We start from the raw sequence: 21,341 nt of genomic DNA, 5'->3' as shown, positions 1-21,341 counted from the left end.
GTTCATTTCACGCAGCCACCGGAGCCACCGACATCGGCGAGTTTGAGGTCTTCCCAGACCGTTGCTCCCATGGTTGTTCTGCCCTTGGTGAAGCTGACTTCTTCAGCAGCCGGTCCTGGGTGGACGGCCCAGCCCTGAGCGGCAAGCTCGTCGGCGATCTCGCCCTTGAGCCGGGCGAGCGTGCCGGGCGTGACCTTCACATGCACCGAGTAGATGAGATCTTTGCCGGAGTCCTCACGACCTGGAACACAGTCGGTGATGTCGTTTTGTCTGATTTCGGGGTCGGTGCCGACCATCGCGGCGAGCGCGTCGATGTTGGTTCGTGCTTGCGCGGCCACTTTGTCAATCTTGTTCACAGAGTCCTCCTGGTTGTGTCCGCAGCCGCCCAGCACGACGATGAAGGCGGCAATCGTGATTATGAGCGCGGTCTTCATGGGATGTCGACCTTCTCGCCCGGGGTCGCCCATCCAGTTTGTATCGGCACGGGGTACCGGGTTGGCGGAATGTAATATTCGGGTTCGCGGTAGGTGGTGACAACGCCACCGGTGAGTACCTGTCGGATATTTTTCCATGCGTCGGAGTTTCGCTCGAGGACAGCACCGTGGGAATCGGCTCCGATATTGGGCTCGTCGGAGCCAGCTTTATTGCCGGTGTCCAGCCGCATGGTGTCCTTGAATGTGTCCGGGTCGGCGCCGTGGCCCATATTGTCGCCGAACTGGACTCCTTGGGTGTCGCCGATGATGTCGCCCGGCGCAGTCATGGAATAGCGGTCCACGCCGGTTTGCGACTTTGGCAGATCGCCGGGGGACTTGATGTCGTGGCCCATGCCAGCTGATTCAAGGTGCAGGACCCGATCGGCGTCCAAGCCGGCTAGTTCTGAGCGTCCGACGACCGCGCCACCGTAAGAATGTCCGGCGTAGGTCGTCTGGATGTTGTGACCGGCACCGGGAGAGTGGTCGATTTCTTGGCGTACGTCGTGCGAGAAGTTGGCCAGCAACGGGCCGAGGTCACGGGAATAGTTTGCGAACGGCGCATCCTTGATGACGCTGTCGGGCATGTCCCCGCCCAGCCATGAAATCATCGACAACTCCCCGGGACGGCTACCTTCGACGAAGGAAGTCGACCGGTCTGCCGATCCTTGGAAGTTGGACATATCGCTGCCGGTGCCGGGAACGAATACGCCAACGTTCTTGGTCGTCGCGCTGAGGGGGCCGTGGAGTTCGGCGATTGCTCCGTCGTCGGTCGGGTCGAACACAATAATTTGGCGGTCATTGGCCAGGATCGATTCATACAGCTTGATGCGATCTTCCGAGTCGCCAATCGGGCCCTCAAGATCGTTGTTGTTGCGTCCCAGAAAGTCCCAGTCGTGTTGATTGTGTTCGTGACGTGCTTTCAGATCGGTGAGATTGCTGTGCTCAGAGTCGAGCGACGCGATCACCGCCACGGTGTTGGCGTCGGCCCGATTTACGAACGGCACTCCCGACAAATTGCCGACCGTGCCGGGAAACAGCATCGCCAGCATCGAAGCGCTGTCTGGGCTCAGTGACTCAAATAGCGCCCTAGCATCTTGTCGACGTTGCTCCATCACCTCACCCGCACCACCGGGCGCCGTCATGAACGTGCCAATCAGGCCAGCGAGCGCCGACTCGGGCCACTCTCCACCCATGAACGGTTTGTGATCCACCAGCGTGGTCGCCAGATCGGGATGATCGATCAAATATTGTCGGAATTTGGGAGCGCTCAGGCCGTCCACTTCGGCCGGCAAGGTTCCGGCCGCGATCATCCGAACCACCATGGCCGCGACCTCAGCGTCGAGGGCTTTGCGTTTGTCGTCGCTGGTCAGGACAAGCGTCGGCCACAACGAGGCGGCAGTCAGCGGGATGAGGCCCGCGCGAATGAGGTCCCGCACATTGGCGTCGGTCGGCCCTTGAGCGAAATCTGTGGCGATGGCGGCGGCACGGTCGTCGAGAGTGCCTTCGGCCGCCCGATAACGCGGCACGAGTTGTGCCTTGATCGAGGTCCCGATAGCGGGTCGGTCGATTTTGTAGGTGCCAGCCTTGACATCGGGATCGTGCTGTTCGGTGAACACAGCCGTTTTGACCATGCTGTGGTAGTCGATGTTGATCTGATTGACCGTGTCATCGAAGTGGTCGACATGGTCGGCGAATCGTTTGATCAGGGCGACTGCATACAGGCCGTTTGCGGCAAGCGTTTGCGCGGTGGCGCTGGCGGCTCGTGGATTCGCGACCAGACCGGTGGTGATGTCGCCCTCGACCGCCGCAACAATCTTTTTCTCATCGGTTTCGAGCTCACCAGCCAAGGATTGGATCACGCCAGCATTGCTGGCGGGAGCTTCGGCTGAGGCGCGAATCGAATCGCCAGTGACCGCGTAATAGTCGAACGGGCCCGCCGTGCGCACCACCATCTCAACACCCCCAACAACCGGTGCGCCCACCATAGCGTGCTGCTTAGCGGGACCGCGTTAATGCGCTTGCTGGGCTCGCAGTGCTCGGGCCAGGTCGTCGCGGCCCTCGGACACATACCGTATGGTCGCCGCGCCGGCGCTGGTCTTTGCCAACCAGGCATCCACCTTGGCGAGTGTTGCTGCCGACGGGTTGGCGCTCGGGAACAGATATTCGAGAGCAACTCGCGCCATCCAGACGCCTTTATCCTCGAGTATGGTCGCGGCCATTTCCAGGTACCGGTCGACGTAGGGTGCCAGCACTTCTTCTTGGCCAGCAACATCGAAGGCCAATGCCACCGAGCGACGCGTCTCGTTGGGGACATCGGTGCGGTTGACCACAGCGTCCCAAGCGGCTTCCTTGGCGCCCGGTTCGGACCGGATGGCCCGTGCCGCAGCAGCATGTTCCTGACCGGAGATCGTGTTGTCCGTGGCGAGTTCGGCGGCGACCTCTGCCTCGCCCGCTGCCCCAAGGCGGGACAACGCGATTAGCAACGACCAGCGCAGATCCGAGTCGACCGCGAGTCCGGCAAGACCGCCATCGAGGAGTGTGTTCAGATAGTCCGGCGTTGAAGCCGCCGTCGCATAGGCGCGTACGAATGCGAGTTGGTGATCGCTGCCGGCCTCAGCGGACTCGACCAGCGACCTGACGCCCGATTCCCACACGGTCTGCAACGCACCACGGGCCGCCGGGGCGGTGAAGAGGTTGACCGCTGAGTTGCCCTGCCGCAGCAGCGAACCGACAGCGGTCAGATCATTTTCCGCGCCGACACCGGCGAGGACGAGGTCAAGGAAATCCTTCGAACTCAATTCGGCATCGCGGGTCATGTCCCAAGCTGAGCCCCAGCAGAGTGCGCGGGGGAGTGACTGGTCGAATGCGTTGATATTGCCCACGAGGGTCGTGAACGACCGCTCATCGAGGCGGATCTTGGCGTAGGTCAGATCATCGTCATTGAGCAGGATCAGATCGGGCTGGGACGTGCCGACAAGTTCGGTGATTGTTGTGGAGGCACCAGCGATGTCAGTTTCGATCCGTTCGGTGCGGGTCAGCGTGCCGTCGACGAGGTTGTAGAGGCCGATCGCGATTCGGTGCCGGCGCAGTGTCGGGTAGGCCGCGATAGCGCTTTGCTCGACGGAGAATGCCGTGAAGACACCCGCCGCGTCGGTCTCAAACTTCGCACGCAGCGTGTTGACGCCCGAAGTTTGCAGCCATTCCTTCGTCCAGTCGCCGAGTTCGCGGCCGGAGGCGGCCTCTAGTTCGACCAACAGATCTTTGAGTTCAGTGTTGCCATAGGCATGCTTGGTGAAATAACTGCGCAGACCGGCGAAGAAATCCTTCTCGCCGACCCAAGCAACGAGCTGCTTGAGCGTCGAGGCGCCCTTCGCATACGTGATCCCGTCGAAGTTCGCTTCGACCGCGTGTAGGTCGTAATTGTCAGCCGCGATTGGGTGCGTCGAGGGCAGCTGATCTTGGCGGTAGGCCCAGTTTTTGCGCGCATTCGTGAAGCTCGTCCACGACTCGGTGAACCGGGTCGCATTTGTCGACGCGTGCGAGGCGGCGAATTCGGCGAATGATTCATTAAGCCAGAGATCGTCCCACCACTTCATCGTGACGAGATCGCCGAACCACATGTGCGACATCTCGTGCAGGATCGTGTTGGCGCGCTGTTCATAGGCGGCCACAGTCTGCCGGCTACGGAAAATCATTTCATCGCGGAATGTCACCGCGCCGGCGTTTTCCATTGCGCCCATGTTGTATTCGGGTACGAACAGTTGGTCGTACTTGCCGAAGGGGTAGCCCATTTCGAAGGCGCCCTCGAAGAAGCCAAAGCCCTGCTTCGTGATCAGGAAGATGTCATCGGCATCCAAGTGTTCCGACAGCGACTTGCGGCAGAAAATACCGAGCGGGATCTCGCCATAGGAACCGGCGTACGAGTCGAGGACGACGTCATATTCACCCGCGATCAGCGCGGTGATGTAAGTCGACATCTTTTTGGTCGGTGCGAAATGCCACACGGACACGCCGTCGCGCACGGCTTCGGGCTCGGGCGTCGGCGAGTTGGAGACAACCTGCCAACCAGCCGGCGCGGTGACATGGAATTCGAAGGTGGCCTTGAGATCGGGCTGCTCGAACGTGGCGAACACGCGACGTGCGTCAGGCACCTCGAACTGTGTGTAGAGGTAGATACGGTCATCGGCAGGATCGACGAAGCGGTGCAGACCCTCGCCGGAACGCGAGTATTTGCAGGTCGCTTCGACCCGCAACTCATTGGCGGCCGCTAGACCAGTCAGGGCAATACGGCTGTCGGCATATGCGGCGGGGTCGACGGGCGAGCCGTTAAGCGTGATGGCGGCGATGTCGCCGTCCACGAGATCGACGAAGGTCGAGGCTCCCGGGGTCGCCGAGAAGGCGATCGTGGTAATCGAACCGAAGCGTTCTTCGGAGTCGAGGGTGAGGTCGAGCTCGACGACATACGTCTCGGTAGAGACGATCGTCGCGCGCTCGCTGGCTTCTTCACGGGTGAGATTAGTTCCAGGCATGTTTGCATGGTTTCATGTCCACGCTTGGGGCGGAATAGCGGCAACAATCGATCAGTCGGGCAAGATGTATCCATGCAGATTCCGTTCGCCAAGTCTGAACGCTCCTCGGTGGGCATCGAATGGGAGCTCGCGCTTGTCGATAGCGACAGCGGTGATTTGCGCCAAGTAGCCGAGACGGTTCTTGAAGCGGTCAGATCACCGATCCACTTCGGGTCGAGTTGATGTGCGCGGGCACGCATCCCTTTGCCCGCTGGACGCACCAGAAGGTCACTGACGAGGAGCGTTACGCGACGCTGATTGACCGCACTCAATGGTGGGGCAGGCAAATGCTGATCTACGGCGTTCATGTACACGTCGGGATCGATACCTTCGACGAGATTCGATGGGATCTGCGACCGTCGCCGAAGTTCGGCACGCTTGAGATGCGTATCTGTGACGGCCTGCCGAGTCTTTCCGGGATGCTGAGCCGCGCGGCACTCATGCATTGGTTGGTCGAATATTTCTCGAGCGAGCTCGATGCCGGCCGCGAGCTGCCAACGATTCCCGCGTGGTTCGCGCAAGAAAACAAATGGCGTGCCGCGCGGTATGGCATGGAAGTGATCTTGATCCTCGACGAATCCGGCCACGAAGACCTCATCGTTAACGATCTCGCCCGGACCATCAGGATGCTCGAACCGGTCGCCGAACGACTTGGTTGTGTCGCCGAACCCAATGGTTTGAACGACATCGTTGCCGCTGGTGCGTCCTACCAACGCCAGCGTGCCGTGGCTGCGAGCAACCCTGGTGGGCTGGATATTGTCGTTCGATCGCTCGTGCAGGAAATGCGGACGGGTCATCCGTTGTTGACGAAGCCATGACCGAATCCACACACTCTGCACACAACTCTGCCCACAAAGAGACTGTCGACTTTTGGTTCGACCCACTCTGCCCGTTCGCCTGGATCACGTCCCGGTGGATGCTTGAGGTTGAGAAGGTGCGCGATGTGAAGACAACGTTCCACGTCATGAGCCTCTCGGTGCTCAATTCGGGCCAAGACGTTTCGCAGGACTACAAGGACATGCTTGAGCGTGGCTGGGGCCCGGTTCGCATCGCCATCGCGGTCGAGCAGCAGCACGGCGCCGACGCCCTACGCCGGTTCTACACCGCGATCGGCACGTTACGGCACAACGAGGGTCGCGAGTTCGAGCCCGCGATGTATGAGGAGGCGCTGAAGAACGCTGATTTGCCGGTCGAACTCGCCAAGGCAGCCGACGACACGTCGCTCGACGACGCGGTACGCGCATCGCACCAAGGCGGTATAGAACGGGTCGGCGAAGAGGTTGGTACCCCGGTCATCGCGCTCGGTGGGACAGCGTTTTTCGGCCCCGTGCTCCAGAGCATCCCGCGTGGCGAGATTGCCGGAACAGTATTCGATGGTGCCCGCGCCCTCGCGTCGTTCCCGGACTTCTTCGAGCTCAAGCGCAGCCGCACAGGAGATCTGAGCTTCGAGTGACGCTCCACCCGCAGGCAGTCAATTACCTAGGGCGCCTCATGGAGCAGCGCGCTGCGCTGTACGTCCATGGTGGCGGTTGGGTTTTGCACCACCTTGAGACCCATGACGACTTTTGCCGGCAACTCACTGCGGAGACCGGGCGGGTGCCGCCGTCGACGCTTACCGGGCGCTGGGAATGGTGCATTCCTTCTGGCGTCAGCCTGAGGTCTTCGACGCCTCACGTGCTGCAGTCCGCAATGTTCGCGCCGCGCTCGTGGCGGCACGAGAACAGCATCGATCCTCGTGAACGATGCCGAATGGTGGCTGGGAGACTAAGCCCATGCGCGTACACATCGGCTCCGACCATGCCGGCTATGAACTCAAGACCCACCTGATCGACTGGCTCGCCGCAAACGGGTATGAACCGGTGGACCACGGTGCTGACAGCTTCGACGAACTCGACGATTACCCGCCGTTCTGTATCGCGGCTGCAACCGCCGCAGTTGCCGAGCCAGGCTCGTTGGCAATCGTGATCGGTGGCTCGGGCAACGGCGAACAGATCGCCGCGAATAAGGTCAAGGGTGCTCGTGCGGCGCTCGCATGGTCGACCGAAACCGCGAGCCTCGCACGCCAGCACAACAACGCCAACGTTGTCGCGATCGGCGCCCGTATGCATACCGATGACGAGGCAACCAGCATCGCCGAGACATTCCTGACGACCGCTTGGAGCAATGCGGAGCGGCACCAGCGACGTATCGACATGCTGACCGCATACGAGGAGACAGGCACGATCTGATGCCCGAGGGGCACACCCTTCATCGCCTTGCGGACGAACTCACGATCACATTTGGTGGCCGGGTCATTTCGGCCAGCAGCCCGCAGGGCCGTTTCGCAGCGGGTGCGCGGTTGATTGATGGGTGCACGATTGCTGGTGCGGAAGCATTCGGCAAACATCTCCTTGTCAGCTTCAAAGAGCATGAGCAATATTTGCATATCCATCTGGGGCTTTATGGTCGGTTGACCATTTCACGGGGATCAGGATTACCTGTCGTGGGCCAGGTTCGGTTGCGTATCGATAACGGTCGTCATACCGCTGATTTGCGCGGCCCGACCGCTTGCGATCTGCTCGACCCCGACGACCGCGAATTGTTGTTGGCGCGGTTGGGGCCCGATCCGCTGCGAAGTGATGCCGATCCGCAGGCGGCCTGGTCGCGAATCAGTTCCTCGCGCACGCCGATCGCGACATTGCTCATGAACCAAGCCGTGCTCGCCGGAGTCGGCAATGTGTATCGGGCTGAAGTTTTGTTCCGGCTCGGAATCGACCCGATGACGCCCGGTCAGGCTTTGAGTGCGGCCGACTGGAACCTAATCTGGACGGATCTAGTTGCCCTGATGCGACAGGGCGTTATCCGAGGGAGGATCGACACAGTCCGCCCCGAGCACGAACCGAAAATGATGGGCCGCCCGCCCCGTGAAGACGATCATGGGGGAGAGGTCTATGTCTATCGACGCAACGGTCAGGCGTGCCTGGTCTGTGGCACAACTGTGCGCACACAAATACTTTCCAGTCGGAACCTGTTTTGGTGTCCGCGCTGCCAGCGGCACCGGTAGGATTCCCCCGTGATGATTGGTTTCCGTCGTGCGATGAGTCCCGTTGAGGACTACGTCGGTGGCCGCTTTGTGCGGTGGCGAAACGGCTCCAACGAGGGCCAAATCGCAGTCCTAGTGGCAATGCTCGCTGTCATTGCGGTGATGACCCTGATTTCGCTGCACGACTACAACTACATACCAACCGCGACGTTCGTGATCCCGATCGTTTTGGGTTACATCATCCTGCGTTGGCGGCCGCTCGCCGTGTTGAGTTTGGCGACGGTGCTCGCGGCGGCCTCCACAGGCATCAAAGTGACGCTTGCTACCGAGTTTTCGGCGGTGCGATTCACGACCTTTGCGGTTGTGGCGATCGTGGCTCTGGTCCTCGTGTTCTCCGCGAGTCGTAATCGCAGCGGGCTGCCGAGCCCGGTCAGCGAAGCGATGTTGGTCGATTTGCGCGATCGGCTTCAGGCACAGAGCAAAATTCCAACACTTCCGGACGGCTGGACGGCGCAATCAGCAATGCTCAGCTCGGGCGGCTCTCAGTATGCGGGCGATTTTCTCGTCGCGGATCTGACTCGTGACGAGCAGTATCTTGAGATGGTGCTCGTCGACGTCTGTGGCAAGGGCGTCGCCGCGGGAACGCAGTCTTTGCATTTCGCCGGAGCGTTGGGTGGGCTGATTGGGGCGTTGCCGCCGGAGGGACTTTTCCTAGCCGCCAACGACTTCCTGTTGCGGCAACATTGGGATGATGGCTTCGCGACGGCTGTGCACGTCTTGGTCAATCTGGCCTCCGGCGAGTTCTCGATCATCAATGCCGGCCACCCGCCAGCCTTGCGCTGGCAGTCCGATCACACCGCATGGGACATCGACGGCGCCCGCGGTATGGCGCTGGGAATCCAGGTCCGGCCGGAGTTCACGTTGACCCGAGGTTGTCTCGAACCGGGCGACGCTCTGCTGTTTTATACCGACGGGGTGGTTGAGTCCCATTCACAAGACTTCACTGCGGGGATCGAATGGCTTCGTGAAACGGCACAGTCAGTCGTCGTTACCGGATTCGACCTCGCGGCCAAGCGGATCCTCGGCCGGGTTAAAACGACCGACGACGACCGTGCGGTGCTGATTCTCAGACGCGGCAGCGCGATTCTTTGACTGCGGTTCAAGCAGCGTAGATCGACACTTCGTTGGCCTTGACCACGAGCAGCACTTCACTGCCGGGGACGAGATCGAGCGATGCAACCGAGGCTGGCGTGATGTCGGCGTTGAACTCGTCGGTGCGCACCCGCATGCGATCACCCAGCGGTTCGATCTCGGTGACCCGAGCTGCAATAACATTGCGTGGACTTCCACCCGGCGCAGTGCGGTGAACGGAGACTGCGCCGGGACTGAACACGGCAACGGCGCGGCTGCCTTCGGCCGGGCGGTCGGCGCTGAGCCCTTCGATAGTGGTGCCATTGTCAGATCGGATTGCGCCGTCATATGCCATGCCGACGACCATGTTGAGGCCGGCGATGCGCGCGGCAAACTGACTCCGTGGGCGTTTCAGGACGGCTGCGGTCGGCCCCTCTTCGACAACCCGGCCGTTCTCAATCACAATGACCCGGTCGGCTAGCAGGAGGGCATCAAGCACGTCATGGGTGATGATGATGGCCGAACGATCGGCAAGAACTCGTCGCAACATCTGGCGGAGCGCGGGTACGACTGCGACATCGAGGGCGGCCATTGGCTCATCGAGTAGCAAGAGTTTAGGATCGGCGGCCAGCGCCCTCGCCACAGCGATACGTTGCGCCTGTCCGCCTGACAATTGCGCTGGTTTCCGCTCGCCGAACTCGACCGCATCGACCTGTTCCAGCCAGGTATGGGCGACGGCACGCGATTCGCTTCGACTGCTGCCGAGGCTGCGCGGACCGAAGGCGACATTGTCGATGACGGTCAGGTGCGGGAAGAGCAATGGATCTTGCGAGAGCAAAGCAGTCCCACGGGAGTGTGCCGGACGCCAGATGGTTCCGCTGCTGCGGCCAACGTCATACAGCGTTTCCCCATCGAGGGTCGCGAACCCACGGTCTGGTCGGAGTAGGCCTGCGATCGCTTCGAGCGCACTTGACTTGCCGGCACCGTTTGGTCCGAGGATCGCAACCTTCTCGCCGTCGGCAACATCGATTTCTACATCGACATTGCGAGCGTCGATCACGATATGGGCGTGCAGCGTCATAGTCTGGCCCGCTTGCCACGCACCAGCGTGACCGCAAGAATCGCCACGACCACAAGGACGAGCGAGAGCGCGACAGCAGCGTCCGGATCGGTTTCGCGTTGGAGGTAGATCTCCAGCGGCAGGGTTCGGGTGACTCCCTCAAGACTTCCGGCGAACGTCAGCGTTGCACCAAATTCGCCGAGCGCTCGTGCGAATGACAGCACCGCGCCCGAGGCCAGGCCAGGCAGTACGAGCGGCAGCGTTATCCGGCGTAAGACGGTGGTTGGGCGCGCACCGAGAGTCGCGGCCACAACCTCGTACCGTTGGCCGGCTGTGCGAATCGTTCCTTCGAGGCTGACGACGAGGTACGGCAATGCGACAAACGTCTGCGCAAGCACCACTGCGGTCGTGGAGAACGCGATGTTGATGCCCATGACTTCCAGCGAGTGCCCGAGCAGCCCTTTGCGGCCGAATGTGTAAAGCAGCGCGATGCCGCCGACGACCGGCGGCAGCACGAGCGGGAGCAGCACCAACGATCGAGCCAGCGATTGTCCGCGAAAAGAGGTACGCGCCAGCACCATTGCCATTGGCACACCGAACAGCACGCACAACCCGGTGCTTGTCAGTGACGTACGCAGGCTCAGTTTGAGTGCCGCAAGCGATGACTCCGAGGTGACCAGCCCGATGAAATTGCTCCAATCGACCTTCGAGCCCATCGCGACGAGCGGAAGCAGAATAAACAGCGCTCCCACCGCGGCGGGGATGTACACCCATTTGGGTAGGCTCGAATAGGTCGTTGGAGCGGTCATCGCTATGGCTTAGCAAATCCTGCTGCGGCAAGGACGGCCTGGCCCTTGGCGCCGGCCACGAACTTCACGAACTCGGCGGCCAGATCAGCGTTCTTGCTGCCCTTGATCGCGGCCAGTGGGTAGGTGTTGACCGCTGCGGACGATTCGCTGAACGTCACGCCGTCAACCTTGGCGCCGGCAGTCTTGACGTCGGTCACGTACACAAGGCCGGCATCGGCTTCACCAGTGGCAACCTTGTTGAGCACATCGGTGACCGACTGCTCTTCACTGACCGGCTTGATGTCAACTCCGGAGGAATCTTCGACCTTTTTAGTCGCCGATCCGCACGGGACTTCCGGGGCGCAGACAACGACCTTGACGCCGGACTTCGCCAGATCCTTCAATGCGGTGATGTGCGCTGGATTGCCCGGGGGAGTCGCGATCTGCAGTGTGTTGGAGGCGAAGTTGGTCGGTGTCCCGGCGATGAGATTGTCTTTGGTCGCCTTATCCATATTTTTGGTGTCTGCGGAAGCGAACACGTCGGCGGGCGCGCCTTGCTGAATCTGTGCGACAAGATCAGACGAACCGGCGAAGCTGAATTTGACCGTCACACCCTTGTGTTCGGTTTCGAATTGTTTGCCGATCTCGGTGAACGTGCTGGTCAGCGAAGCAGCCGCATAAACCGTCAGCGTGACGGGAGCCGAAGAATCCGTGCCGGTGTCGGCGCTCGTGTCGCTCGTGTCGCTCGAGCCGCACGCGGCCATCGTGGTGAGCAGGAGCGCTGCGGCGATCGTTGTGGTGAACCGTTTCATGGAGTTTCTCCCAGCGCTTCGACAATGACGGTTGTTGATTTGATGACGGCGACTGCGATTGAGCCGGGTTCGAGTTGCAGATCGCGTACGGATTCGGCGCTCATGAGCGAAACGACCCGGAACGGGCCGCATTGCATGTCGACCTGGGCCATGACCGAATCGGCCTTGACTTCGGTGACGAGCCCAACGAAGCGATTGCGCGCCGAGCTTGCGCCGGGAGTCTCGGGGTTGTGCCGGTTCTGATCACGGGCGAATGCGGCCAATGCCCTGCCGTCAATCACCTTGCGACCCGAGCCGTCCTTGGCTGCGTCGAGCGATCCCGAGGCGATCCACCTGCGCACGGTGTCGTCACTTACTCCGAGCAGCCGCGCGGCATCAGATATCCGTATTTGCGTCATGGATCAGAGCATAGTGACGCATTTGCGGAAGTGCACGTCAGGGTCGCGCAAAACGATGAGGGTTTCACGCCGCCTTAGCAGCGTGAAACCCTCATCGTGTGTTGTGGAGCGGACGACGAGACTCGAACTCGCAACATTCTGCTTGGAAGGCAGAGACTCTAACCAATTGAGTTACGTCCGCATGCGACCGTGAGGCAGCGAGAGATAGTTTCTCACAAGTTGTCCCCCGGCTCGAATCCGACTCGCGAGTCACCCGCTCTTGCGTCGGAACATCCGCTTGTTGTCGACCATGCCGTGCACACCATGCGCGTGCTCGGGGCCCTTGCTGGCGCCGGTGGCTGGTTCGTTGTCATTGTCTTTCTTGTTGCCAAGCGCCTCGGCAAATTTCTTCTTGAGGTCGTCCGCCTTGCCTGATTCAGCCATTGCCTTCTCCTCGATTGCTTCGGTTGGGGTCCAGTATGCCGTGTTCGGTGTAGTGAACAGCAATATCGGCCGCCGCACGGATGCCGTCGCGCGCAAATAACTCATCTTCCTGGGCCGTCCACATGTCCCAGAACGGTGCAAAAGTCGAGCCGTCCCGATCGAGCGCGCGCTGTTTGCGAACCGAAGTCGGAGCATCGACCCAAATGAGTGTGCTGAGGAATGGCCGGCAGACCCGCGCGCCACTACCTACGCCTTCGAGGATCAGAAGCGGCCCGGGAACGACCCGGATCGGAGTTGACGGTCGCCCGCGGGCCCAGTCCCAACGCGCGACCGCGCCGATATCCCCCACTGCAATCCGGGCAAGCAGACCGTCAACCAACAGTGGGGGAGTCGCCAAGAGCCCGCTCCAGCCGGGATAGACGTCTTCGACATGAAAAACGGGTGCGTGAAGCTGAGCACCCAAGCGGGCAGCGAACGCAGTTTTGCCCGCTCCGCTGCGCCCATCGATGCCAATAACCTTGGTTTCACCGCACGCGGGCGCCCGTCGATCGATGCGGGCGGCCAATTCGTCATACCGGATTGGGTTCACGTGAGCTCTGTCCACTAGACTGCTGGGGTTGCATCGGGATGTAGCGCAGCTTGGTAGCGCATCCGTTTTGGGGGCGGAGGGTCGCAGGTTCAAATCCTGTCATCCCGACAAAGTGATTTCTCAGAAAATCAGAGACTCCTGAACCTGCATTATGCAGGTTCAGGAGTTTTTCTTATAGTCCTAGTTCAGCCGTTGTGATCGCGATTTGGGTCGATCGCGTACGTCGCCGACATCGTGGTCAATGATTTCACTGCTGATGGCACCTTCCTCACCAGTTAGGTCCTAACTGCGGGTTAGCGCTAATCCGCGGTTGCCGGGCCTTCTGGACTGCCCCTACGGGCGATTTGGATTCCATGAGACACTTATTTGCCGCTGCTGCGTCTGTGAATTCGCGCCGGCAGCTCCCATACCCAGTACCTATCCCAGTACTCAGATCTACGCAGGAGACAGCCACGTGAAAAGCACCACCGAGACACTGAGCCCGACACGCGTCAAGCTCACCATCCAGGTGCCGTTCGACGAGTTCAAGACTAATCTCGATGCGGCTTACAAGACGATCGGCTCGCAGATCACGATTCCGGGCTTCCGCAAGGGCAAAGTTCCTGCGGCAATCGTCGACCAGCGAGTTGGCCGCGGCGCGGTCCTCGATGAGGCGATCAACAGCGCCCTGCCCGCTTGGTACAACCAAGCGCTCGAAGAAACCAATACGGTTCCGCTCAGCCAGCCCGAGATCGATTTGTCGAAGTTCGCCGATGGCGAAGACATCGAAGTCACCGCCGAGGTTGACGTACGCCCCGACATCACGCTGCCCGACATCACCAAGATCGAAGTCACCGTCGAAGATGCAACCGTCACCGATGACGACGTCGATGAGCAGGTCGAGGCTTTGCGCGAGCGCTTCGCGACTTTCATCGAGGTCGACCGTGCAGCGGTCGACGGCGACTTCCTGACCGTTGACCTGTCAGCCTCGAAGGACGGCGAGAAGATCGAGGCCGCTCAGGCCGAAGCAATGCCCTACCAAATCGGCAAGGCCACGATGCTTGACGGTCTCGATGAAGCCGTCATCGGCCTCAAGGCAGGCGAAGACAAGACCTTCCAGACCAAACTCGCCGGTGGCGACTTGGCCGGCCAGGACGTCGACGTCACTGTCAAGGTGACCGAGATCAAGCAGCAGGAACTGCCGGAGTTGGACGACGAATTCGCGCAGACGGCCTCGGAATTTGACACGGTCGCGGAACTCCGCGCCGATGTCACCGAGCGGGTCACCCGCGGCAAGCGCATCGAGCAGGCTGGCGAGGCCCGCGATGCCGTGCTCGAGCAGATCGTCGAGCAGATCGACGCACCACTTCCCGACGCCACCGTCGACAGTGAGATCACCGCTCGTCGTGAGCAGATCGAACAGCAGCTCGCGCATGCCGGCCTGACCTTCGAGGGCTACCTCGACTCCGAAGAGCAGACGATCGACGAATTCGAGGCCGAGCTTGAGAAGCGCGTCCGCGATTCACTGATCGCCCAGTTCGTGCTCGATGAGATTGCCAGCAGCAATGAGATCGGCGTCGACGATACTGAGCTGACCCAGCACATTATGCGCCGTGCGCAGCAGTCCGGCCAGGATCCGCAGGCCTACATCCAGCACGCGATGGAGCACAATCACGTGCCCGAACTCATGGGTGAAGTCGTGCGCGGCAAGGCGCTGGCGTCGTTGGTCGAATCGGCGAAGGTCACCGACAAGTCCGGCAATGTCCTCGACCTTACCAACCTGCAGGCTGATGGCAGTTTTGCCGAAGGCGAACAAGACGGCACAGTTGGCGAGCCTGGTGCGACCGAGACCGTCGACGTGGAAATCGATGATGCTCCGGCTGAGGACGCCTAACCCACGGCGTGACCAACAACTCGCTGGCTTGAGGTTCCATTCAGGTTCAGCTACCGGAAGTATGTAATCATGACCGCCGCTCCAGCACGCATTACCGACGTTGCGGCTTTGGCGTTGGAATATGGCGACCGGCTTATCCTCGGCACTGTGCGAGATATCCATGGTGCGATTGCCACACGAGCCTTCGGGGCGACCCGGATGGTTGGCAGTCGTTTACCTGAATCGCTTCATGATGCGGTCGTGACTTCAGTCTATGGAACTCTTTCGGGGGTGTTGCGCATCTCGAGCGGTTCGGTGCGTGCACTCTCGGCGCGCGGCGTCGGCCGTCCAATTGAGGACTCGCGATTCGGCCGTCAGATCGTGGCGGCGGTCAACGGGCTCATTGGCGACGAGCTTCGGATGCTTGACGATCCACAGGCGATCAAGATGTCGATCCGAAAGGATGGCGACGACGTCGTTGCGACGCCGTTCCCGCTGCGTCAGGTGTACCCGACAGCAAGTAGCCACCTCGTGGTGTTCGTCCACGGATTATGTGAGGACGACGAATCTTGGTCTCGACGACAGAAGAGCGTCGGCAACACATATGTTGAGCGGATTGCGGAGGACACTGACGCCACCCCGGTCCTGCTGCGGTTCAATACCGGCCTGAACGTTTCCGAAAACGGTCGCCACCTTGACGTTCTGTTGCGCCAACTGATCGACGCTTGGCCGGTCGACGTGACCCGGATGACCCTTGTCGGCCACTCGATGGGCGGACTGGTCGTTCGTGCGGCCACGAACTACGCGACGGCCGGTGGCGAACTCTGGCCACAACTGGTCAAGGACATCGTGTGCCTGGGCACACCGCATACCGGTGCTCGGCTGGAGAAAGTCGCCCACTTGGGCTCACAGCTGCTGCGATTTTGGCCCGAATCAGCGCCGTTCAGCACAATCTTTGAAACCCAATCGGGCGGTGTCGTCGATCTGCGCCATGGTTACATAAGTCACGATGAGTGGGAGGGGCAGGACCTCACCTCGCAGTGGGGACTCGACCGGATCGCGGCTGCGCCGCTCCCGCACGCCGAATACCACTTTGTTGCAGCGACCTTTGGCGCTGCCCGCAATCATCCGCTCAGCGCGGTGCTTGGCGATCTTTTGGTGCATTTTTCCTCGGCAACCGGAATGGGCAAACACGGACCCGTCGTTGACGGCGCCCGCTTCGAATACCTTCCAAGCGTCGATCACTACACGCTGCTCAACCATCCGCAGATCGGCGACTGGCTTGTCGACTGGCTGAACGAAAAGAACCGCAATCTCGCGGCGCTTCCGCCCACCGCATCACAACACCCCTAGAAGGACGCTCATGGCTCGCGATCTCATCTCTTCCAGCATCGACATCGATGCGCCGCCGGCAGCTGTTTGGGCGTTGGTCAGCGACCTCAAACGAATGGGTGAGTGGAGCCCGCAGTGCAAGAAAATGATCATTTTTGGCCGTGGCATTAGGAAGGGGACCCGTACCCTCAATCTCAACCATTCGGGCAAGATGTACTGGCCGACTACGGCGAAGGTCATCGAGTTTGAGCCGGCCAAGAAGCTGGCGTTTCGGATCACTGAGAACCGCACGGTGTGGTCGTATGAACTAGATGAGACCGCTGCGGGCACGCGCCTGACCGAGAGCCGGAGGGCGCCGAACGGTGTCTCGCCGGCCTCCAACTTTGCGGTCGACAAAGCGATGGGTGGCGTTTCGGACTTCGAGGCATCGCTCGAGCGTGGTATCAGAACAACGCTGGCGCGGATCAAGACTGAAGTGGAAGGCTGAACCATGGCAGCACGGACAATCCTTGCGCTCGAGGCGAGCATCGACATTGACGCGACTCCCGAGGCCGTATGGGCGTTGGTTTCCGATCTGCGACGCATGTCGAAGTGGAGCCCTGAGGTGGTCTTCCAAGGCTTCACCTCAAAGCAGCTCCGCAAGGGCACCCGCAGCCTGAACCTCAATAAGCGGAAGGCCTTCATCTGGCCGACATTGAGCCACATCACTGATTTTGAGCCCAATAAGAAGATCTCGTTCTATGTCATGGGTCCGGCGGCGCAATGGACATATGAACTCGAGCCGACCGCGACCGGCACCCGACTGGTCGAACGCCGTGATTTGCGGCGCAGCAAAAGATCGGTCGCCTCGAAGGTCACAGCGGCGGTGGCGCTCGGCGGTATTGAGTCCCATGATGCCGAACTCATGGAGGGAATGATCGCGACGCTCGCGCAGATCAAGGCCGAAGTCGAGAGCTAACTACCGTGCCACCGTCACGCTATGAGCGAACACAGCGTGTTTTGGCGTGTCTTGTGCGGCTCTGCCGTCTAGGTTTGTCCATGTGAACACAGATATGACTCCCCAGATGGCAGCCGACAGTGGCCCGTCGGATCTCGATGGCCACATTTATCAGCGCCTGCTCAAGGAACGCATCATCTTCCTCGGTTCGGAAGTGAAGGATGCCAACTCCAACGCGATCTGCGCACAGATGTTGCTGCTTAACGCCGAAGATCCCGATGCGGACATTTACCTCTACATCAACTCGCCAGGCGGCTCGGTCGACTCGGGCATGGCGATCTACGACACGATGCAATACATCTCCAATGATGTCGCCACCGTGGGCATGGGTCTGGCCGCATCGATGGGACAGTTCCTGCTCGCCGCCGGCACCGCGGGTAAGCGTTTCGCTCTCCCGCACGCGCGCATCATGATGCACCAGCCTTCCGGTGGCATCGGTGGTTCTGCCTCGGACATTAAGATCCAGGCACAACAGAGCATCCTGCTCAAGAAGCAGCTCAACAAGCTGCAGTCGCAGCATTCCGGTCAGACCCTCGAGCAGATCGAGCTCGACTCTGATCGTGACCGCTGGTTCACCCCGGAAGAGGCCAAGGAATATGGCCTGATCGATGCCGTCGTCGCCAATGCAGGAGCAATCAAAAAATGAGCTATTACATCCCACAATGGGAAGAGCGCACCTCATATGGTGTCCGTCGCATCGATCCTTACGCGAAATTGTTTGAGGATCGCATCATCTTCATGGGCACCCCGATCAGCGACGATGTGGCTAACGCGATCATGGCGCAGCTCTTATGCCTGCAGCAGATGGATCCGGATAGGGACATTCAGATCTACATCAACTCGCCGGGTGGTTCGTTCACCGCGATGACAGCGATCTACGACACGATGCGCTACATCAAGCCGGACGTGCAGACCGTATGCCTGGGTCAGGCCGCCTCCGCCGCCGCGATTCTGCTTGCGGCTGGCACCCCGGGCAAGCGCCTAGCGTTGCCCAACAGCCGCATACTGATCCACCAGCCCTACACCGAAGGAACCGGCGGCCAAATCTCTGATCTCGAGATTCAGGCCAACGAGATCCTTCGGATGCGCGAGATGATGGAGAAGATGATCGCTGATGCGAGCGGCAAGGATCAGGCCGAGGTCAGCCGCGACGTCGACCGCGACAAGATCCTGACCGCCGAGCAAGCGCTTGAGTACGGCCTCATCGATCAGATCCTCGACACGCTCAAGACCCCCGCCGTCTGACATTCGGACCGGGACACGATCGGCACGTGATCGCCAAACGGTCCGCAATCATCAATACTGGGCAGAGCGGGGTCGGTCAACCTACCGGCCGCTCGTTTCTGCCGCTGAAAGGAACTCGTCCGTGGCACGCATAGGTGAGACTGCCGACCTCCTGAAGTGTTCTTTCTGCGGAAAGAGCCAGAAGCAGGTTAAGAAGCTGATTGCCGGGCCCGGCGTCTACATCTGCGATGAATGCATCGACCTGTGCAACGAGATCATCGAGGAGGAACTCGCCGAAGGCGCCGAGCTCAGCCTTGGTGAGTTGCCCAAGCCGCGCGAGATTTACGAGTTTCTCAACGGCTATGTAATCGGTCAGGACAATGCGAAGCGATCGCTCGCAGTGGCGGTCTACAACCACTACAAGCGCGTTCAGGCTGGCGTCGCGACCGGTCGCGCCAAGGGTGATGAAGTCGAACTCGCCAAATCCAACATCCTGATGGTCGGCCCGACTGGCTGCGGCAAAACCTATTTGGCGCAAACTCTTGCTCGGATGCTCAACGTGCCGTTCGCGATTGCCGATGCGACCGCACTGACCGAAGCGGGCTATGTCGGCGAAGACGTCGAGAACATTCTGCTCAAGTTGATCCAGGCCGCCGACTACGACGTCAAGAAGGCCGAGACTGGCATCATCTACATTGACGAGATCGACAAGATCTCGCGAAAGAGTGAGAACCCGTCGATCACCCGCGATGTGTCCGGTGAAGGTGTGCAGCAGGCGTTACTCAAGATTCTTGAGGGCACGACTGCCTCGGTCCCGCCGCAGGGTGGTCGCAAGCATCCGCATCAGGAATTCATCCAGATCGACACGACCAATGTGCTGTTCATTGTCGGCGGCGCGTTCGCGGGCCTTGGCGAGATCATCGAGCAGCGCAGCGGCAAGATGAGTCTGGGCTTCAACGTCGACAAGGCAGCCAACGGCGAGGTCAACGAGCCGTCGAAGGTGTTCTCCAAAGTGTTGCCCGAGGATTTGCTGAAGTTCGGCCTGATCCCCGAGTTCATTGGTCGTCTGCCGGTGATCGCCGCGGTCGACAATCTCGACCGCGATGCTTTGGTCACGATTTTGAGTGAGCCCCGCAATGCGCTGACCAAGCAATACATACGGTTATTCGATATCGATGACGTCGAGCTCGAATTCACCCAGGACGCTTGTGAATCGATGGCCGATCTGGCGCTCGCGCGCGGCACCGGTGCGCGCGGCTTGCGGTCGATCATCGAGGACGTCCTCGAGCAGGTCATGTACGACATCCCGAGCCGCGACGATGTTGCGAAGGTGATCGTGACTGCTGCGACAGTCGACAAGTCCGAAGGCCCGACGATTCTCACCCAGGCTGAAGTCGCCAAGAAGGCGTCCTAATGGCTGCTGTCGGTGCATCCGTCGACATCGCGCTGTTCGGTGCCACCGGCTTTACCGGCGGGCTGACCGCCGACTATCTCGCTGCGCATCTGCCGGCTGACAAGACGTGGGCTATCGCGGGCCGCAACCGGATTAAGCTCCAAGCGGTGGCTGATCGGATCGCAGCCCTCGGTGGAGTGCCGCCGAAAATTATTGCGGCCGATATCGCCGATGCTGACTCGATGCAAGTGCTGGCCGAGCAGACACGCGTATTGATCTCGACCGTCGGCCCCTACTTGCAGTTCGGCGAGCCGGCGGTCAAAGCCTGCGCGGAGGCCGGCACCGATTATGTCGATCTGACCGGCGAACCAGAGTTCGTTGACACCGTGTGGCTCAAATATCACGAGACCGCCAAATCAACAGGCGCCCGCATTGTGCACGCCTGCGGGTTCGACTCGATTCCCTATGACCTCGGTGTGCTGTTCACCGTCGAGCAGCTTCCCGAAGACGTGCCGATCGCGATCGAGGGCTATGTGCGCGCCGGTGGTGGACCGTCCGGCGGTACCTATCATTCAGCGATCGGCGCCTTTTCACGGCTTCGATCTGCGGGCCGAGTCGCCGCCCAACGCAAACGGGCCGAAGGGCGTCCAGCCGATCGCCGTATTCGTGGTGGTGGCAAACTCGGTCGAGGTGCTCGTGGCAAGGGTTGGGCGCTGCCAATGCCGACTATCGATCCGCAGATTGTGTTGCGATCGGCTCGTTCGCTTAAGCGTTACGGTCCGGAGTTCTCCTACGCGCATTTCGCTCATTTCAAAACACTGCACATGCTCGCCGGAACAATCGCGGGCGCAGGGGTCTTACTGGCTGGCTCGCAGCTTGCCCCGACTCGCAACCTTCTGCTCAAACTCAAATCGCAGGGCGATGGGCCGAGCGAAGAACAGCGCGCGAAGTCGTGGTTCAAGTTGCTGCTGATCGGCACCGGCGGGGACCAACACGTGACGACCCAGGTTAGCGGCGGCGATCCCGGCTATACCGAAACCTCAAAGATGCTCAGCGAGTCCGCGATGTGCCTCGCCTTCGACGAACTGCCCGACGTTTCGGGCCAGACGACGACTGCCGTCGCGATGGGCGATGCATTGATTAAGCGACTCCAAGCCGCCGGCATCACCTTCGAGGTCGTCGACTAGAGCAGCCGCCTCGGCGGCCCTGCCCCGCCGGCTCTGCCCCGCGATTCGAAGCCTTGCGTGGCTTCCCCGCCGGCTATGGCCGACTAAGGCTT

The 21,341-nt window shown here is 60.7% G+C and carries 24 protein-coding genes and 2 tRNA genes; 16 read left to right on the top strand and 10 right to left on the bottom strand.

Annotated elements, in window-relative coordinates; all coding sequences use genetic code 11:
- Positions 1–2: 2 nt before the first annotated feature.
- From AC2YB9_RS13085 to pepN, 3 genes are read right to left on the bottom strand one after another with little or no spacing between them, the layout of a single operon-like run.
- Positions 3–434: a hypothetical protein gene (locus tag AC2YB9_RS13085; RefSeq protein ID WP_487265779.1), complete on the bottom strand. Its 432-nt coding sequence runs from the start codon at positions 432–434 to the stop codon at positions 3–5.
- Positions 431–2,458, bottom strand: coding sequence for an alpha/beta hydrolase (locus AC2YB9_RS13080; protein WP_487265778.1), 2,028 nt, complete (start codon positions 2,456–2,458; stop codon positions 431–433). Before AC2YB9_RS13080 ends, AC2YB9_RS13085 begins: the two co-directional genes overlap by 4 nt.
- 24 nt (positions 2,459–2,482) lie before the next feature.
- On the bottom strand, positions 2,483–5,002 hold the full coding sequence (gene pepN / locus AC2YB9_RS13075; RefSeq protein WP_487265777.1) for an aminopeptidase N: 2,520 nt from the start codon (positions 5,000–5,002) through the stop codon (positions 2,483–2,485).
- A 72-nt stretch (positions 5,003–5,074) separates the two neighbouring features.
- Between pepN and AC2YB9_RS13070 the strand changes: the two genes are divergently transcribed.
- Genes AC2YB9_RS13070 through AC2YB9_RS13040 form a run of 7 tightly spaced genes read left to right on the top strand, consistent with a single transcriptional unit; the run spans position 5,075 to position 9,215 of the window.
- On the top strand, positions 5,075–5,224 hold the full coding sequence (locus AC2YB9_RS13070; protein ID WP_487265776.1) for a hypothetical protein: 150 nt from the start codon (positions 5,075–5,077) through the stop codon (positions 5,222–5,224).
- Complete coding sequence (locus AC2YB9_RS13065; protein WP_487265775.1) at positions 5,224–5,859, top strand: glutamate-cysteine ligase family protein; 636 nt, start codon at positions 5,224–5,226, stop codon at positions 5,857–5,859. Before AC2YB9_RS13070 ends, AC2YB9_RS13065 begins: the two co-directional genes overlap by 1 nt.
- Complete coding sequence (locus tag AC2YB9_RS13060; RefSeq protein ID WP_487265774.1) at positions 5,856–6,494, top strand: mycothiol-dependent nitroreductase Rv2466c family protein; 639 nt, start codon at positions 5,856–5,858, stop codon at positions 6,492–6,494. The genes AC2YB9_RS13065 and AC2YB9_RS13060 overlap by 4 nt, the downstream gene beginning before the upstream one ends.
- Positions 6,495–6,532: 38 nt before the next feature.
- The gene (locus tag AC2YB9_RS13055) at positions 6,533–6,868 is read left to right on the top strand and encodes an alpha/beta hydrolase fold domain-containing protein (protein ID WP_487268618.1); all 336 of its coding nucleotides are present in this window, start codon (positions 6,533–6,535) and stop codon (positions 6,866–6,868) included.
- On the top strand, positions 6,814–7,269 hold the full coding sequence (locus AC2YB9_RS13050; protein ID WP_487265773.1) for a ribose-5-phosphate isomerase: 456 nt from the start codon (positions 6,814–6,816) through the stop codon (positions 7,267–7,269). The genes AC2YB9_RS13055 and AC2YB9_RS13050 overlap by 55 nt, the downstream gene beginning before the upstream one ends.
- Entirely contained in the window at positions 7,269–8,084 is an 816-nt protein-coding gene (locus AC2YB9_RS13045; protein WP_487265772.1) for an Fpg/Nei family DNA glycosylase, read from the top strand. Before AC2YB9_RS13050 ends, AC2YB9_RS13045 begins: the two co-directional genes overlap by 1 nt.
- Before the next feature lie 12 nt (positions 8,085–8,096).
- On the top strand, positions 8,097–9,215 hold the full coding sequence (locus AC2YB9_RS13040) for a PP2C family protein-serine/threonine phosphatase (RefSeq protein ID WP_487268617.1): 1,119 nt from the start codon (positions 8,097–8,099) through the stop codon (positions 9,213–9,215).
- A 7-nt stretch (positions 9,216–9,222) separates the two neighbouring features.
- On the opposite strand, the gene AC2YB9_RS13035 is transcribed toward AC2YB9_RS13040, so the two are convergent.
- From AC2YB9_RS13035 to AC2YB9_RS13005, 7 genes are all read right to left on the bottom strand, one after another.
- The gene (locus AC2YB9_RS13035) at positions 9,223–10,275 is read right to left on the bottom strand and encodes a sulfate/molybdate ABC transporter ATP-binding protein (protein ID WP_487265771.1); all 1,053 of its coding nucleotides are present in this window, start codon (positions 10,273–10,275) and stop codon (positions 9,223–9,225) included.
- A complete protein-coding gene (locus AC2YB9_RS13030; protein ID WP_487265770.1) occupies positions 10,272–11,063 on the bottom strand; it encodes an ABC transporter permease in 792 nt (263 codons plus the stop codon). Before AC2YB9_RS13030 ends, AC2YB9_RS13035 begins: the two co-directional genes overlap by 4 nt.
- Before the next feature lie 2 nt (positions 11,064–11,065).
- Positions 11,066–11,854, bottom strand: coding sequence for a molybdate ABC transporter substrate-binding protein (gene modA / locus AC2YB9_RS13025; RefSeq protein ID WP_487265769.1), 789 nt, complete (start codon positions 11,852–11,854; stop codon positions 11,066–11,068).
- Positions 11,851–12,252: a TOBE domain-containing protein gene (locus tag AC2YB9_RS13020; RefSeq protein WP_487265768.1), complete on the bottom strand. Its 402-nt coding sequence runs from the start codon at positions 12,250–12,252 to the stop codon at positions 11,851–11,853. The genes modA and AC2YB9_RS13020 overlap by 4 nt, the downstream gene beginning before the upstream one ends.
- A gap of 104 nt (positions 12,253–12,356) precedes the next feature.
- Positions 12,357–12,433: transfer RNA gene (locus AC2YB9_RS13015), tRNA-Gly, on the bottom strand.
- 68 nt (positions 12,434–12,501) lie between these two features.
- The gene (locus AC2YB9_RS13010; RefSeq protein WP_487265767.1) at positions 12,502–12,675 is read right to left on the bottom strand and encodes a DUF5302 domain-containing protein; all 174 of its coding nucleotides are present in this window, start codon (positions 12,673–12,675) and stop codon (positions 12,502–12,504) included.
- Complete coding sequence (locus tag AC2YB9_RS13005) at positions 12,668–13,264, bottom strand: nucleoside/nucleotide kinase family protein (RefSeq protein ID WP_487265766.1); 597 nt, start codon at positions 13,262–13,264, stop codon at positions 12,668–12,670. Before AC2YB9_RS13005 ends, AC2YB9_RS13010 begins: the two co-directional genes overlap by 8 nt.
- A gap of 34 nt (positions 13,265–13,298) precedes the next feature.
- On the opposite strand from AC2YB9_RS13005, the gene AC2YB9_RS13000 reads away from it, so the two are divergent.
- The 9 genes from AC2YB9_RS13000 (at position 13,299) to AC2YB9_RS12960 (ending at position 21,249) form a co-directional block, all read left to right on the top strand.
- Positions 13,299–13,372: transfer RNA gene (locus tag AC2YB9_RS13000), tRNA-Pro, on the top strand.
- Positions 13,373–13,718: 346 nt separating this feature from the next.
- Positions 13,719–15,137 (top strand): trigger factor, encoded by a 1,419-nt coding sequence (gene tig / locus AC2YB9_RS12995; RefSeq protein ID WP_487265765.1) that lies wholly within the window; start codon positions 13,719–13,721, stop codon positions 15,135–15,137.
- 69 nt (positions 15,138–15,206) lie between these two features.
- A complete protein-coding gene (locus AC2YB9_RS12990) occupies positions 15,207–16,469 on the top strand; it encodes an esterase/lipase family protein (RefSeq protein ID WP_487265764.1) in 1,263 nt (420 codons plus the stop codon).
- A gap of 10 nt (positions 16,470–16,479) precedes the next feature.
- On the top strand, positions 16,480–16,935 hold the full coding sequence (locus AC2YB9_RS12985) for an SRPBCC family protein (RefSeq protein WP_487265763.1): 456 nt from the start codon (positions 16,480–16,482) through the stop codon (positions 16,933–16,935).
- Positions 16,936–16,938: 3 nt separating this feature from the next.
- On the top strand, positions 16,939–17,406 hold the full coding sequence (locus AC2YB9_RS12980) for an SRPBCC family protein (protein WP_487265762.1): 468 nt from the start codon (positions 16,939–16,941) through the stop codon (positions 17,404–17,406).
- 94 nt (positions 17,407–17,500) lie between these two features.
- Entirely contained in the window at positions 17,501–18,091 is a 591-nt protein-coding gene (locus tag AC2YB9_RS12975; RefSeq protein WP_487268616.1) for an ATP-dependent Clp protease proteolytic subunit, read from the top strand.
- On the top strand, positions 18,088–18,690 hold the full coding sequence (locus AC2YB9_RS12970; protein ID WP_487265761.1) for an ATP-dependent Clp protease proteolytic subunit: 603 nt from the start codon (positions 18,088–18,090) through the stop codon (positions 18,688–18,690). The genes AC2YB9_RS12975 and AC2YB9_RS12970 overlap by 4 nt, the downstream gene beginning before the upstream one ends.
- A gap of 121 nt (positions 18,691–18,811) precedes the next feature.
- Positions 18,812–20,083 carry an ATP-dependent Clp protease ATP-binding subunit ClpX gene (clpX, locus tag AC2YB9_RS12965; protein WP_487265760.1) on the top strand — a complete coding sequence of 424 codons (1,272 nt, stop codon included), beginning with the start codon at positions 18,812–18,814 and terminating at the stop codon, positions 20,081–20,083.
- Positions 20,083–21,249 carry a saccharopine dehydrogenase family protein gene (locus AC2YB9_RS12960; protein WP_487265759.1) on the top strand — a complete coding sequence of 389 codons (1,167 nt, stop codon included), beginning with the start codon at positions 20,083–20,085 and terminating at the stop codon, positions 21,247–21,249. Before clpX ends, AC2YB9_RS12960 begins: the two co-directional genes overlap by 1 nt.
- Positions 21,250–21,341 lie beyond the last annotated feature (92 nt).

The organism is Aeromicrobium changchenzhani (assembly GCF_057586615.1).
This window is presented reverse-complemented; position numbering and strand designations above follow the sequence as displayed.